Below are 14366 nucleotides of genomic sequence, written 5' to 3'. Positions count from 1 at the left end.
CCCCTCAATTTGAGGCGCGTATTACCTTTAAATCGGGGGTAGGTTCAATCACTGGCCGCAGACCAAGCAGCGGCGCGGTGCGGCGGATCATCTCGGCCGCGACGGGCACGGCGGTCCAACCGGCCGTGCGGCGCGGTTTCGGACCACTGGTTTCAACCGGTTCATCCAACGTGACGATCAACACATATTTGGGGTCATGGGCCGGAAAGATGCTGGCGAATGTGGCGATGACCTTGTCTTTGTAATAGCCACCACCACTGGCTTTGGGTTTGTCAGCCGTACCGGTCTTGCCGCCTACGGCGTAGCCTTTGACATCGCCAAAGCTGGCCGTGCCGCCCTTGACCACCTTGCGCAGCATGATACGCGCCTTTTCGGACGTCGCGGCGGACACCACCCGTTCACCGTGCTGTGGCCCGGATTGACGCAGCAATGTTGGACGGATCCGTGTCCCGCCATTCAAAAGCGAAGCATATCCGGCCGCCAGATGCAGGGGCGACGAGCTGAGCCCGTGGCCATAACTCACGGTCATGGTCGAGATGTCGGACCACCGCTTGGGCAAAAGCGGTTTGCCGGTGGGCGCTTCGATCAGTTCGACCTGGGTGGGTTCAAAGAAGCCGAGGGTTTGCAGAAACTCCTGCTGACGTTTGGCACCGATCCCCAATGCAATGCGTGCCGTCCCGATATTTGAGGATTTGACAATGACATCGCTGACGCTCAACTCATCACCATAATAGCGAAAGTCGCGGATCCGGTGACGGCCCCAGGTCAAAGGGCCCTTGGTGTCGATGATGGTGCTTGGATTGACCTGCCCCAGTTCCAGCGCCTGGGCCACGGTAAAGATCTTGAAGGTCGAGCCCAGTTCATACACGCCCTGGACCGCGCGGTTAAAAAGCGGGCTGTCGGATTGATCCCCCGTTGTCAGGGGGCGCGGCCTGTCATTGGGGTCAAAGTCCGGCAGCGACGCCATGGAAATGATCTCACCCGTGTGAATATCCATCAGGACGCTGCTGGCCCCCTTGGCATTCATCAGCTTCATTCCACCGTAAAGCACCTGCTCGGCGGCGGCTTGCACGGTCAGATCAAGCGACAGGATCAGGGGCGAGTCGCCAAGGCCTGGATCACGCAGGAACGCATCATACGCCTTTTCGATACCAGCCGTCCCGATCACCTCGGCCGAGTGCACGCCTTCACGGCCGAAACTGGCCCCGCCCAGCACATGGGCCGCCAGTTTGCCGTTGGGATAAAGCCGCATCTCGCGCGGGCCAAACAAAAGACCCGGATCGCCGATATCGTGAACCACCTGCATCTGTTCGGGGCTCAGCTTCTTTTTGATCCAGATGAACTTGCGCTTGCCGGTGAAGTCGCGGACGAGTCGCGCCTCGTCCAGGTCAGGAAAGATCCGGGCGAGTTCAGCCGCGACCCGCTGCGGTTCAACCATCAACGGTGGTTGGGCATAAAGAGAATGGGTGGTCAGGTTGGTGGCCAAGACCCGCCCGTTGCGATCCACGATATCCGCGCGTTGCGCGATGATCGAAGCACCGCTGGCCTGGGCGCGTGGCTCCGATGGCTCGGATGCCGCAAGGTGGCCCATGCGCACGCCTATGACCGTAAAAGCGCAGAAAAAGCACACGCCCAGCAGGAACAGCCGCCCCTCGGCCCGCAGGCGCAGCTTGTCGCGGCTTTGTTCATGGCGCAGGCGCAGATTCTCGCGCGCGATCTCATCTGGGTTTGCCCCGGTGGCGCGCGCTTTGAGAATACTGGCCAGCGGGCGCAACGGTTTGCGGATGACAGGGGGTTCGATGCGGTCAGCGGTCATTCGGTTTCCCCCACATTTGGCAATATGCCTTGCAGATCGATAGGCTCGGTCACCGGTGCCTCGGGCAGCGGCGGATATGCGACCTGGTCGATCTCACCAAACTGCGCAGCCTCCAGCGGGACGAGGCCCAATCGTTCAAAGTTGAGATCCGCGAGCCCTGCCAACCGCTCGGGACGGTTCAGATAGGCCCATTCCGCGCGCAAAATCCCAAGCGTTTCCCGTAGGTTGGCGATATTAGCCTGCAGATGTGACACCTCGCGAAGGCTCGCCTGGGTGCGATAGTTTTCCTGATAGGCCCAATAGGCCAGCACCATCACGGCCGCCGCCGACAGAATGTAGAACAAGCTGCGCATGGGTTACGTCCTCCACCAATCCTCGGGGCCGGGCAGGCCCATCTCTGTCCGATCCACGGATCCAGCGGCGGCTGCCGTGCGCACCGCGATCCGCAATTTGGCCGACCGGGCGCGAGGGTTGGCCGCAACCTCCTCGTCCGTCGGGGCGATGGCCTTGCGGCTCAGCGGGGTCAGTGTTGCTGGCGTCTCCGCAACCTCAGGCGCATGGCGACTGCCCCCCTTCCTCCCTGCGCGGGCAGCGATGAAGCGCTTGACCACGCGATCTTCCAGCGAATGGAAGGTCACGATGGCCAGTTTACCCCCGGGTTTCAGAACCTGCTCCGCTGCTTCCAACCCTTTTATTAGCTCTCCGAACTCATCGTTGACGGCGATGCGGATCGCCTGAAAACTGCGTGTTGCGGGATGAACCTGACCCGGCTTTGGGCGCGGCAGGCACCCGGCAACCGTCTCCGCCAAGGCAAGCGTGGTGTGATAGGGGCGTCCTGCGACGATGGCCCGGGCGATCCGGCGAGAGGCGCGCTCCTCCCCAAAATGATACAGGATATCGGCCAGTTGGCCTTCGGTCGCCGTGTTGACCAAATCGGCTGCCGAAGGGCCATTCTGGCTCATCCGCATATCAAGTGGCCCATCGCGCATGAAGGAAAAACCGCGTTCCGCCTCATCCAACTGCATCGAACTGACGCCCAGATCCAAGACAACCCCATCGACAGGCCCCTGCGGAATATCAGCCATATCGGAAAACCGGGATTGGACGATCTGTAGCCGCCCGTCAAAATCTGAGACCATAGGTGCGGCGGCCGAAATTGCGCTGGGATCCTGATCGATCCCCAGCACCTGGTCCGCACCTGCCAGCAACAGACGGCGGGCATACCCACCAGCCCCGAATGTGCCGTCAACCCAGATACCGGCGACCGGCGACACACCGGCAATCAACGGATCGATTAAGACAGGCAGGTGGGGAGCATCGGTGGCGGACGCGGCTGACATCGATCACGCGACCCCCTGCCCCTGATCCAGCAGCGTGAGCGGATCAAAGTCATCGGGATAACTGTCAAGCCATTCCTCGGCCTTCGCAGCCTCTTCGGCCTCGAATGTGTCAGGGTTCCAGATCTGGAACGTATCACCGGTGGCCAAAAAGAAAGCTTCCGCCGTCAGGCCGATTTTCTCGCGCAGCTTTTGCGGCAGGACCAGACGACCCGTCTCATCCACGTTGGTGGGGTGGGATTGGCCGTTGAACATGCGCTCCAACATGCGGCGCGGCTGGCTGCCGCGGGGAAGCGCCGCGATCTTGTCATCGACCTCGTTGATGGCTTCGATCGTGTAACATTCCAGGTAGGTCTGTTTGGCGGGTCCATAAACAATGACGAGGTTGGGGTTCAGTCCATCGGTCCAGTCGGGGTCGCCCGCCTCCAGCACACGGCGAAAGCCGGCCGGGATTGAGACCCGCCCCTTGGCATCCACCTTGTGGTGGCTTTCGCCTCTGAACCTGACCGCCAAAGCGGCTCTCCTTCACTGCCCCCGAAACTCATGCTTAGACACGGAAACGGCGGAATGAGCTGCTGCCACTGCCCAATCCGCCGCCCTCGTCCCATCACTGGGTGTGTCCGATCGCCCTTGCCACCTGGGGGGATGTCTGCTCGCGCAGGCGTCGGATCTTTGGTGCGATGAAGGCGGAGCCTGTAAGAAACCTGCTTATTTTAGCCTTGGGGTCGTTGAGCGCCCCGGTTGGAGATCCATCTTCATGTCGCTCTTATGGTATGACATGGGAAAACATGGGTTTCAAAGGTTTTCTATGGGAGAGATATGCGAAGCAGCGGCTAAATTCGGTTAGCTAATCCGCATTAATGCTAAAAATCACATAGATGTTGATAAATTTTGCCAGAGACCCACTACATACGGGTATAAATATCCCGTTGATGCTAATCCCACATTTTCCCGTATTTTTCGGCTAAATGCCCGAGCAATCATGAAAAGACGAGGGAAATCGCAGATCGACCCCTCATTTCCCTACAGAATCACAGCAATTGATTCGTCTGCGCCACACCCGATCCGGGCTGTCCCATGATTTCCCGTGCGGTATTCGATTAGCCTTAGGCCATGCCCCCTTGCACCAGACGGTTGGCCAATTGTGCATAGGCGTCGGCGGCAGCGCTATCGCCCGCCGCGATGGGTGTGCCGCTGTCGCCCGCAAGTCGGGTGTCGAGTTCTAGGGGCAGCGCGCCCAAGAATGGCAGGTTCAGCCGTTCAGCCTCTGCCGCGACACCGCCATGCCCGAACAGATGCGCCTCATGCCCGCATTTCGGACATATATATGTGGACATGTTTTCAATCAGGCCAAGAACCGGGGTCTCCAGCTTGTCAAACATGCTCAGCGCCCGTCGGGCATCCAGCAATGCAACATCCTGCGGGGTTGAGACGACGATGGCGCCTGTCACATGTGACTTCTGGCACAATGTTAACTGCACATCCCCCGTCCCGGGCGGTAGATCAACAATCAGCACATCCAATTCACCCCAGCGCACCTGACCCAGCATCTGTTGCAGGGCGCCCATCAACATCGGGCCGCGCCAGACGACCGCCTGATCCGGATCCACCATCAAACCGATGGACATCATCGTGACCCCGTGAGCGTAAAGCGGCTCGATAATCTTGCCATCGGGCGAGGCGGGCCGCTTGCTGACCCCCATCATACGCGGCTGACTGGGACCATATATATCGGCATCCAACAGGCCGACCCGCCGTCCGGCTCGGGCCAGGGCCACGGCGAGGTTGGCGGACACCGTGGATTTGCCCACGCCCCCCTTGCCCGACCCGACCGCCAGGATGCGATCAACCCCCGACACGGGCGCGGGGCCCGATTGCGGTGTTGGATGACGCCCGATTTTCAAGTCGGGCGGTGGAGCCTTGGTGGTTTTGGCCGCGGGGCCGTGGGCCGTCAACACGGCAGAGACACTTGATACAGTGTCCAATGCGGCCACTGCGGCTTCGGCGGCGGCCCGGACCGGTTCCATCACGCGGGCTTGATCGGCAGAGGGCGCCTCGATCACAAAACGGACAGTATCCCCCTCGATCGTCAATGCCCGCACCATGTCACGCGCGACAAGATCCCCACCGTCGGGCAGGGAAACACCCCGCAATACAGTCAAGACAGTCTCTTTGGTGGGGATCGGCATAAGTCAGCTCCTTTGCCATGCAATGTGGCGTTCCCGCAGGCAGGCGCAAGACCCGTTCGCAGACCGCATAGCAGAGGGGCATCACCGCTGAAAAATACGTCAGCATTACGTATGCATTTTCTGCATGGCAGCATTCGAGATTTATCGATTGTGCAATCGCAGCATAGCACCGATATTCAACTCAACCAACGCGGATGCAAAGCCCGCAAGACAAGATACAGGTACGATGTAATGGCACATGTAACGCACGGTAGCGGTTCCGTTTTCGGCCTTTTGGGCCAGATGACAGTCTTCAACGGTGGCCTGAGCAAGCGGCTCAACCAGTGGAAACGGTTTTCCGAAACGCTGAGCGAGCTTCAGCAATTGTCGGACCGTGAATTGAACGATCTGGGCCTGTCCCGCAGTGCGCTGCGCGGTGTGGCTTGGCATGCAACGCTTGATGAGGCCGCACGCGGCTAAGAGTTTTCGAGATCAGAAGGCCCTTCCTCCTCCCTGGGTCTTCTGTCAATTGGCGGTGGCACCTATCCTCCTCCCAGGTGTCACCGCTCTTTTTTTAGATGTATAACTTGTCTGACCCGATTGTGTGACATCTGTCATGTTCCGCAAATGCGGCCAGTATCAACGCCCGATTTCATTTGCCTAACAGCACTGCATCAAAGCGCGACAACCCAACATAGATTGCATGTCCGCACGTTTACGACGCACCCTGATCCTGCTGGATCATGCGTTTGCATGTGGATGATAGCAGTTCTACATCCACAGGTTTCCGCAAAACCGCAAAGACGTTTGACGAAATCTCCTGCAGTTCACGCTTGGGATATAACGACGATCCCGTCACGATCAGAACCTTGGCTTCGGGCTGTCGCTCCCCGACCGAGCGGGTCAGTTCCATTGCGTCGCCGTCTTCAAGCTTCATATCCATGACGATGACTTCAAAAATGCGAGATGCCATCGCTTGTTCGGCCGCCAATACTGAATTGACACAGACCGTTCGAAATCCGTCATCCGTCAGCACGCTATCCCATAAAAGTCGTAAATTGGGATCGTCTTCAACAATCAGCGCGCGAACAGGCATAAAACCTCCGGGATTTGTCGAGTACAGGCTCGCATCAGATAGATACAGAAAAGTGAAGAACTGTCAAAAAGGCACATCATCGGCAGATGCTGCCGGAACGATAAACTTATCAACGACTTTCTTAACTCCAGCCTTCTCAAAGGCAATCTCAAGTTTGTCGCCTTCAACCCCGGTCACCGCGCCGTAGCCAAACTTTGTATGAAACACACGGTCCCCCAGGGCATAGCTCGACACGGCCTCTGCATCGATGACCATGTTTCGCGTTTCCTTGGGCTGGGCCATGCTGCGGGCCTGCGCACCCGCTTGGTTGCGCGATTGCAGGCGGCGCCAACCCGGTGAATTATAAACGTTCGCCTCAGCTGCCGCTGTTTCCAGGTTAGATTGCATCGCCACCGCACCGAAACCGCCACCGTAAAGTCCAGGCGGGGTCAGGACATCCACATGGTCTTCGGGCAGTTCGTCGACAAACCGGGAGGGCAAAGCCGACTGCCATTGGCCAAAGATCCGTCGGTTCGCGGCAAAGCTGATCGTGCAGAGCTGCTCGGCCCGGGTGATGCCGACATAGGCAAGACGACGTTCCTCCTCCAGGCCCTTCAGCCCGCTTTCATCCATCGACCGTTGGGATGGAAACAGGCCATCCTCCCATCCAGGCAGGAACACGGCGGGAAATTCCAGGCCCTTGGCGGCATGGAGCGTCATGATGCTGACCTTGGCACCGCCATCATCCTGTTCGTTATCCATGATCAGCGCAACATGCTCCAGAAACCCTTGCAGGTTTTCGAAGCTCTCTAATGCCTTAACCAGTTCTTTGAGGTTCTCCAGCCGCCCCGGTGCCTCCGGCGTCTTGTCGTTTTGCCAATGCGTGGTGTAACCGGATTCCTCCAGGATCTGTTCAGCCAATTCAATGTGATTGGCCTGCGGATCCAAAGCACCGCCATGCCAGCGGCCAAATCCCGCCAGCAATTCATCCAGCGCCGACTTCGCCCGCCCGCTTACACCACCGGCGGCCAAAACCAGTCGCGCCCCTTCGAAAAGTGACACACCATTGGCCCGGGCGGCGACTTGCATTTTCTGGATCGCCTTGTCACCAAGGCCGCGTTTCGGAGTATTCACAATCCGCTCAAACGCCAAATCGTCATCGGGGCTGACAGCGACGCGAAAATAGGCCATCGTGTCACGGATCTCCATCCGCTCATAAAACCGCGGTCCGCCGATCACACGATAGGGTAGTCCAATCGTCAGAAACCGGTCCTCAAACGCCCGCATCTGATGGCTGGCCCGCACCAGGATCGCGCAATGGTCCAGCCCGATCGGGTTCATCCCACGGGTGCCCTGCCCTAATGCCTCAAGCTCTTCACCGATCCAGCGCGCCTCTTCCTCACCATCCCAATGACCGATCAGGCGCAGCTTCTCTCCGCCTTCGGCTTCAGTCCACAGCGTCTTTCCCAGCCGCCCCTGGTTGCCTTTGATCACACCGCTGGCCGCGGCAAGAATATGCGCGGTCGAGCGATAGTTCTGCTCAAGCCGCACCACCTTCGCGCCTTCAAAATCCTTTTCGAAACGCAGGATGTTGCCCACCTCGGCCCCGCGCCAGCCATAGATCGACTGATCGTCATCCCCCACACAGCAGATATTGCGGTGCCCCCCCGCCAAAAGGCGCAGCCACAAATACTGGGCGACATTGGTATCCTGATACTCGTCTACCAGGATGTAGCGGAACCACCGGCGATACTGGTCCAGCACATCCGCGTTCTGCTGGAAGATCGTCACGACATGCAGCAACAGATCACCGAAATCGACGGCATTCAGTGTCTTCAAACGCTCCTGATAGGCCGCATACAGATCCACACCCTTGTGGTCGTAGGCGCCCGCCTCAGCCGCCGGAACACTGTCCGGGGTCCAGGCGCGGTTTTTCCAACTGTCGATAATGCCGGCCAGCATCCGGGCCGGCCACCGCTTGTCATCGATGTTTGCGGCCTGGATCAACTGTTTCAGCAGGCGGATCTGATCATCCGTATCTAAAATGGTGAAGTTCGACTTCAATCCGACCAGTTCCGCATGCCGCCGTAATAACTTGACGCAGACCGAATGGAATGTGCCCAGCCATGGCATTCCCTCCACCGCCTGCCCCATCAAGGCTGAGACCCGGCTCTTCATCTCTCGCGCGGCCTTGTTGGTGAAGGTCACGGCCAGGATCTCGTTCGGGCGAGCCGTGCCGGTGTTCAGCAAATGGGCGATCCGCGTGGTCAGCGCCTTTGTCTTGCCAGTTCCCGCACCCGCCAGCATCAAAACCGGGCCGTCCAATGTCTCGACCGCCTCCCGTTGGGCGGGGTTCAACCCGTCCAAATACGGTGTGGGCCGCGCGGCCATGGCCCGCTGGGATAACGGCGTCGTCGCCGCTTCAAACGCATCGCTATCATCGAATGTGTTCATGGACATTAACGTAGCGCAGTCAGACGCTCAGGGAAACCCCGTGTTCCGCATTTGTTCCAGCATAATACCCCATCACACCGGCGCGGCCCGCCATACGCGCCCCGGCCAGCCCTTCGCGCGCGGGCGGATCCATGCAACCGGCACCCTGGTAGACGCGCGCGCCCGGCCCAACGCTTTTGCGCCAAAGGCGCCAAAAGGGGCGGGAGACCTACCCAATCGCCACCATTGCCCCGGTCACAGAACCGTCATACCAATGCCGCAACTGCGAAAAGGAGACCACCCGTGCCTGAATTTCAGAAAATTCTCATCGCCAACCGGGGGGAAATCGCGATCCGCGTCATGCGAGCCGCCAACGAGTTGGGCAAGAAAACCGTCGCCGTCTTTGCCGAGGAAGACAAACTCTGCCTCCACCGTTTCAAGGCCGATGAAGCCTACCGCATCGGTGAAGGTATGGGGCCGGTCGCCGCCTATCTCAGCATCGAAGAAATGATCCGCGTCGCCAAGATGTCGGGCGCCGATGCGATCCATCCGGGCTATGGCCTGCTGTCCGAGAACCCGGAATTTGTTGAGGCCTGCGCCGCAAACGGCATTACCTTCATCGGCCCCAAGGCCGAAACCATGCGCGCCCTGGGCGACAAGGCCAGCGCCCGCAAGGTGGCCGTCGCCGCCGGTGTCCCCGTCATCCCAGCCACGGATGTGCTGGGCGATGATATGAAAAAGATCAAGAAAGAGGCCAAGGAGATCGGCTACCCCCTGATGCTCAAAGCCTCCTGGGGTGGCGGCGGACGCGGCATGCGGCCCATCAACAGCGAAGACGAGCTCGAAGAAAAAGTGCTTGAAGGTCGCCGCGAAGCCGAAGCCGCCTTTGGCAATGGCGAAGGATACCTTGAAAAAATGATCCTGCGCGCCCGCCACGTGGAGGTCCAGATCCTGGGTGACAAGCACGGCGCGATCTACCACCTGTGGGAGCGCGACTGCTCGGTCCAGCGCCGCAATCAAAAGGTCGTGGAACGCGCCCCCGCCCCGTATCTGTCAGCCGCGCAACGCGAACAGCTTTGCTCGCTTGGTAAGAAGATCTGCGAACACGTCAATTATGAATGTGCGGGCACCGTCGAATTCCTGATGGATATGGATAGTGGCGCATTCTACTTCATCGAGGTGAACCCCCGCGTCCAGGTCGAACACACGGTCACCGAAGAGGTCACGGGCATCGATATCGTCCGCGCCCAGATCCTGATCGCCGAAGGCAAATCCCTGGTCGAAGCCACGGGAACCCCCAGCCAGTATGATGTCGTCTTGCGCGGCCACGCGATCCAGTGCCGGGTCACCACCGAAGATCCGCTCAACAATTTCATCCCCGACTATGGCCGCATCACGGCCTATCGCGGCGCCACCGGCATGGGCATTCGCCTTGATGGCGGCACTGCCTATTCCGGCGCCGTGATCACGCGGTATTACGACAGTCTATTGGAAAAGGTCACCGCCTGGGCCCCGACCCCCGAAGCCGCCATCGCCCGCATGGACCGGGCCTTGCGTGAATTCCGCATCCGCGGCGTGGCCACCAACATTGCCTTTGTCGAAAACCTGCTGAAACACCCGCAATTTCTAAACAACGAATACCACACCAAGTTCATCGACCAAACGCCTGAACTGTTCGATTTCAAGGCGCGCCGCGACCGCGCGACCAAGATCCTGACCTATATCGCCGACATCACGGTGAACGGTCACCCTGAGGTGGAAGGCCGCCCCAAACCCGCAGACGACCTGCGCCTGCCAGTCGCCCCCAAACCCAGCATCATCGAACCGCTCCAGGGTCTGCGCCAGATGATGCTCGACAAGGGGCCACAGGCCGTGGCCGATTGGATGGCAGACCAGAAACAGCTGTTGATCACCGACACGACCATGCGCGACGGGCACCAAAGCCTGCTGGCGACCCGCATGCGCTCCCTCGATATGATCAACGTGGCGCCTGCCTATGCCGCCAATATGCCGGGCCTCTTCAGCATCGAATGCTGGGGCGGTGCGACCTTCGATGTGGCCTACCGGTTTTTGCAGGAATGCCCCTGGCAACGCCTGCGTGACCTGCGCGCGGCCATGCCCAACCACCTGACCCAGATGCTGCTGCGCGCCTCAAACGGGGTCGGCTACACCAACTACCCAGACAATGTCGTGCAAAGCTTTGTCCAACGCTCCGCCGATACCGGGATCGATGTGTTCCGCGTCTTCGATCCGCTGAACTGGGTCGAAAACATGCGCGTGGCTATCGATGCGGTGCTGAAAACCGACCGCATCCTTGAGGCCTCAATCTGCTATACAGGCGATATTCTCAGCCCCGAACGCTCCAAATACGATCTGAAATATTATGTCGAAATGGGCAAGGAGCTTAAGGCGGCAGGCACCCATGTGCTGGGCCTCAAGGATATGGCGGGCCTGCTGAAACCTGCCTCTGCCACCCTTCTGGTCAAGGCATTGAAAGAAGAGGTCGGCCTGCCCGTCCACTTCCACACCCATGACACGGCCGGTATCGCCTGCGGCACCATCATCGCCGCAGCCCAGGCTGGCGTCGATGCGGTGGACTGCGCCATGGATGCGCTCAGCGGCAACACCTCCCAAGCGACCCTTGGCACCGTGGTTGAGGCGTTGGCCCATACCGACCGCGACACCAAGCTCAACATTGCCGCCATCCGCGAGATCAGCAATTACTGGGAGGCCGTCCGCGCCCATTACGTGGCTTTTGAAACCGGCCTGCAGGCCCCGGCCTCCGAAGTCTACCTCCATGAAATGCCAGGCGGGCAATTCACCAACCTCAAGGCCCAGGCCCGTTCCATGGGTTTGGAAGAGCGCTGGCACGAAGTAGCCCAGACCTATGCCGATGTGAACGCCATGTTCGGGGATATCGTCAAGGTCACACCGACCTCCAAGGTCGTGGGCGACATGGCCCTGACGATGGTCAGCCAGGGCCTGACCCGCGCAGATGTTGAAGACCCGGGCCGCGATGTGGCCTTTCCCGAAAGCGTCGTGGACATGATGCGCGGCGCCATCGGTCGCCCGCCCGGCGGTTGGCCGAAAAAGATCCAGGCCAAGATCCTGAAAGGTGAAAAACCCCTGACAGAACGGCCTGGAAAGGCCCTGCCCCCGGTCGATCTGGAAAAGACTAAGGCGGAATTGCAAGCGCAGTTCCCCGAGGAGCATATCGATGACGAGGATCTGAACGGCTATCTGATGTATCCCAAGGTCTTTACCGATTACCAAACCCGCCACGCCGATTACGGCCCCGTCCGCACCCTGCCAACCCGCACTTTTTTCTACGGCATGGCGCCCGGCGAGGAGATCACGGCAGAAATCGACCCCGGCAAAACGCTTGAAATCCGCTGCCAGGCCTTGGGTGAAACCAATGCCGAAGGCCAGGCCAAGGTCTTTTTCGAGCTCAACGGCCAGCCCCGCACCGTCCGCGTCCCCAACCGTCGCGTCGTCAGCACCAGCGCGGCCCGGCCAAAGGCCGATGCCACCGCACCCGGCCATATCGGCGCGCCTATGCCCGGTGCCATTGCCACCGTCGCTGTCCAAGCAGGCCAAAAGGTTTCGGTGGGCGACGTGCTCCTGACCATTGAGGCGATGAAGATGGAAACCGGCCTCAGCGCCGAACGCGACGCCACCATCAAGGCCATCCACGTCAAACCCGGCGATCAGATCGACGCCAAGGACCTGCTGATCGAATTGGAAGACTGACCACCCCCATGGCCCGATGAACCGCAACTGTTGTCGCAACGGATGCAATTGGCGTAACAGCTAAAATGCACCGAATGAAACGACATGTGCGGAAGGTCTCCATATGCTAACGGTGACGTCGATCTATGCCAGTCTGACGGCCCTCGTATTTCTGACGCTGAGCGCCCGGGTGATCGCCTATCGGCGATCCAACCAGATCTCGTTGGGGGATGACGGCGACAAGAGCCTACTCAAACGCATGCGGGCCCAGGCCAATTGCGCGGAATATGCGCCAATCGGTCTGATCCTGCTGGCTTTGGCCGAATTACAGGGCGCACCCGCCATTGCGCTGCACCTGTTGGGGCTCACCCTGTTTGCCGGTCGAGCGATCCATGCCTATGGCTTTTCCGCGAGCCCACCGGTTATGGGTCTGCGCGTGGTGGGCATGCTTTTGACGCTGACGATGATCGGGATCTCCGCCCTCGGCCTGCTGGTTCAGGCAATCCTCTGACGGGCGTGGGATCAGGCAACGAACAAGGCCCTCTGCGCCTTGATGTAATCCACCAGCACGTCCCGAAACGCCACCGATTTGGCGGAGGGCCAGACGTCCGGATGCCCCACGACCCAGATATCGGCGTAGGGGTGCGGCGGCAAAACCGGAACCTGCACCAAGCCCGGTGTGGTGCGGCCCAGAAACATCGGGGTCCGCACCACGCCCAGGCCCGCCTGCGCCGCACCCAGCATCGCCACCATATCGTCGAACCGCATGCGAACGCGTGATCCGAGATGGGCCTGCATCGCGGCCTTCGGCACATCGGGATACTGGTCATAAATCAGCCAATCGACGGGGCCAGACGGATTCGCGGTGATCTGATCGGCCCATTCCGGGTTGGCGAAACTGGCATTATGCTGCTGCGTCAGCCGCAACCCCATCAGCGTGTCACCGGGGCTGTGACTGATCCTGATGGCCAGATCCGCCTCGCGCCGGTTCAAATCCAAAAGGTCATTCGTTGCCCGCACCCGCAATTCCACCTGACGATGGGCGGCGCAAAACCTGTCCAGCACCGGAGCCAGAAAATTGGCGATCAGCAATTGAGGCGCTGTCAGCACGAATGGACCGGTCAGCGTGCTGTCGCGCCCGCGCAACTTACGCAACAGATCATGCTCTGCCGCATCCATGCGGGCGGCATGTTCCGCGACCAACACGGCAGTCTCGGTCGGCCGGTATCCGTCTGCCAATCGTTCGAACAACGTCAGGTTCAAACCTGCCTCGGCCCGCGTGATCCGGCGTGACACCGTCGTGTAGCTGACGTCCAAATGTTTTGCCGCCGCGGCGAGCGAGCCATGGCGGACCAGCGCCAAAACCGTTCTCAGATCATCCCAACCAATATCCATACATGCATATTTGCACGCCGGACATGCAAATACACGCGGTTTCGCATGGTGAACCTGCGTTTATCCTCTCCACATCACCGACCGGCCACAGGAGCCCACCATGATCTACGCCTATGTCAGCCTCACCGTCACCAACCCGGATAGCCTCGCCAAGTACCGTGAACAGGGAGCACCGGCCCTGGCCCGCCATGGCGGGAAGGTCGAAACCGCAACGGCCGAGACATCAGTACTGGATGGCAGCCCTAACCTGCCCGATATGGCCGCCCTTCTGTCTTTTCCAGACCGCGGTGCCGCGCTGGCCTGGATCAATGACCCTGAACTTGCCGAAACCCACGCCCTGCGCCGTGGTGCCGGGGCGTCTGATATCGTCTTGCTCGGCTGATAGGAGCCCGAAACGGGGGGCCGCAACCATG

At 60.0% G+C, this 14366-nt stretch carries 12 protein-coding genes; 4 read left to right on the top strand and 8 right to left on the bottom strand.

The features are described from left to right. Window positions 1-4: 4 nt before the first annotated feature. The 5 genes from IU397_RS12755 to IU397_RS12735 form a co-directional block, all read right to left on the bottom strand. Window positions 5-1816 (bottom strand): penicillin-binding protein 2, encoded by a 1812-nt coding sequence (locus IU397_RS12755; RefSeq protein ID WP_204414074.1) that lies wholly within the window; start codon window positions 1814-1816, stop codon window positions 5-7. After that, window positions 1813-2169 carry a cell division protein FtsL gene (locus IU397_RS12750; protein WP_204414073.1) on the bottom strand — a complete coding sequence of 119 codons (357 nt, stop codon included), beginning with the start codon at window positions 2167-2169 and terminating at the stop codon, window positions 1813-1815. The genes IU397_RS12755 and IU397_RS12750 overlap by 4 nt, the downstream gene beginning before the upstream one ends. Before the next feature lie 3 nt (window positions 2170-2172). Continuing rightward, window positions 2173-3156 carry a 16S rRNA (cytosine(1402)-N(4))-methyltransferase RsmH gene (rsmH, locus tag IU397_RS12745; RefSeq protein WP_204414072.1) on the bottom strand — a complete coding sequence of 328 codons (984 nt, stop codon included), beginning with the start codon at window positions 3154-3156 and terminating at the stop codon, window positions 2173-2175. A gap of 3 nt (window positions 3157-3159) precedes the next feature. Continuing rightward, window positions 3160-3666 carry a division/cell wall cluster transcriptional repressor MraZ gene (mraZ, locus tag IU397_RS12740; RefSeq protein WP_204414071.1) on the bottom strand — a complete coding sequence of 169 codons (507 nt, stop codon included), beginning with the start codon at window positions 3664-3666 and terminating at the stop codon, window positions 3160-3162. Between the two features lie 593 nt (window positions 3667-4259). Then, window positions 4260-5342 (bottom strand): Mrp/NBP35 family ATP-binding protein, encoded by a 1083-nt coding sequence (locus tag IU397_RS12735; protein WP_204414070.1) that lies wholly within the window; start codon window positions 5340-5342, stop codon window positions 4260-4262. A 231-nt stretch (window positions 5343-5573) separates the two neighbouring features. Here IU397_RS12735 and IU397_RS12730 point away from each other — a divergent pair, with 231 nt between their 5' ends. Then, window positions 5574-5801, top strand: coding sequence for a DUF1127 domain-containing protein (locus IU397_RS12730; protein ID WP_204414069.1), 228 nt, complete (start codon window positions 5574-5576; stop codon window positions 5799-5801). A 235-nt stretch (window positions 5802-6036) separates the two neighbouring features. Here IU397_RS12730 and IU397_RS12725 read toward each other — a convergent pair whose 3' ends face one another. Next, window positions 6037-6417 (bottom strand): response regulator, encoded by a 381-nt coding sequence (locus IU397_RS12725; RefSeq protein ID WP_204414068.1) that lies wholly within the window; start codon window positions 6415-6417, stop codon window positions 6037-6039. Window positions 6418-6480: 63 nt separating this feature from the next. After that, window positions 6481-8850 (bottom strand): ATP-dependent helicase, encoded by a 2370-nt coding sequence (locus IU397_RS12720; protein WP_204414066.1) that lies wholly within the window; start codon window positions 8848-8850, stop codon window positions 6481-6483. Window positions 8851-9132: 282 nt separating this feature from the next. Between IU397_RS12720 and IU397_RS12715 the strand changes: the two genes are divergently transcribed. Then, window positions 9133-12579, top strand: coding sequence for a pyruvate carboxylase (locus IU397_RS12715; RefSeq protein WP_204414064.1), 3447 nt, complete (start codon window positions 9133-9135; stop codon window positions 12577-12579). Window positions 12580-12682: 103 nt separating this feature from the next. After that, window positions 12683-13069 (top strand): MAPEG family protein, encoded by a 387-nt coding sequence (locus tag IU397_RS12710; protein ID WP_204414062.1) that lies wholly within the window; start codon window positions 12683-12685, stop codon window positions 13067-13069. 11 nt (window positions 13070-13080) lie between these two features. On the opposite strand, the gene IU397_RS12705 is transcribed toward IU397_RS12710, so the two are convergent. Beyond that, window positions 13081-13953 carry a LysR family transcriptional regulator gene (locus IU397_RS12705; protein WP_239479767.1) on the bottom strand — a complete coding sequence of 291 codons (873 nt, stop codon included), beginning with the start codon at window positions 13951-13953 and terminating at the stop codon, window positions 13081-13083. A gap of 100 nt (window positions 13954-14053) precedes the next feature. On the opposite strand from IU397_RS12705, the gene IU397_RS12700 reads away from it, so the two are divergent. Further along, the gene (locus IU397_RS12700) at window positions 14054-14335 is read left to right on the top strand and encodes a DUF1330 domain-containing protein (protein WP_204414060.1); all 282 of its coding nucleotides are present in this window, start codon (window positions 14054-14056) and stop codon (window positions 14333-14335) included. Window positions 14336-14366 lie beyond the last annotated feature (31 nt).

Origin of the sequence: Actibacterium sp. 188UL27-1 (assembly GCF_016901225.1) — a bacterium.
Lineage (GTDB): Bacteria > Pseudomonadota > Alphaproteobacteria > Rhodobacterales > Rhodobacteraceae > 188UL27-1.
Note: the sequence above shows the minus strand (reverse complement) of the source record. Positions and strands in the feature narration are given on the sequence as shown.

Excerpts from the sequence above, each read along its gene's own strand:
- IU397_RS12755 (WP_204414074.1), bottom strand. The coding sequence starts at position 1,816 with ATGACCGCTGACCGCATCGAACCCCCTGTCATCCGCAAACCGTTGCGC.
- IU397_RS12750 (WP_204414073.1), bottom strand. The coding sequence starts at position 2,169 with ATGCGCAGCTTGTTCTACATTCTGTCGGCGGCGGCCGTGATGGTGCTG.
- rsmH (WP_204414072.1), bottom strand. The coding sequence starts at position 3,156 with ATGTCAGCCGCGTCCGCCACCGATGCTCCCCACCTGCCTGTCTTAATC.
- IU397_RS12735 (WP_204414070.1), bottom strand. The coding sequence starts at position 5,342 with ATGCCGATCCCCACCAAAGAGACTGTCTTGACTGTATTGCGGGGTGTT.
- IU397_RS12730 (WP_204414069.1), top strand. The coding sequence starts at position 5,574 with ATGGCACATGTAACGCACGGTAGCGGTTCCGTTTTCGGCCTTTTGGGC.
- IU397_RS12725 (WP_204414068.1), bottom strand. The coding sequence starts at position 6,417 with ATGCCTGTTCGCGCGCTGATTGTTGAAGACGATCCCAATTTACGACTT.
- IU397_RS12720 (WP_204414066.1), bottom strand. The coding sequence starts at position 8,850 with ATGAACACATTCGATGATAGCGATGCGTTTGAAGCGGCGACGACGCCG.
- IU397_RS12710 (WP_204414062.1), top strand. The coding sequence starts at position 12,683 with ATGCTAACGGTGACGTCGATCTATGCCAGTCTGACGGCCCTCGTATTT.
- IU397_RS12705 (WP_239479767.1), bottom strand. The coding sequence starts at position 13,953 with ATGGATATTGGTTGGGATGATCTGAGAACGGTTTTGGCGCTGGTCCGC.
- IU397_RS12700 (WP_204414060.1), top strand. The coding sequence starts at position 14,054 with ATGATCTACGCCTATGTCAGCCTCACCGTCACCAACCCGGATAGCCTC.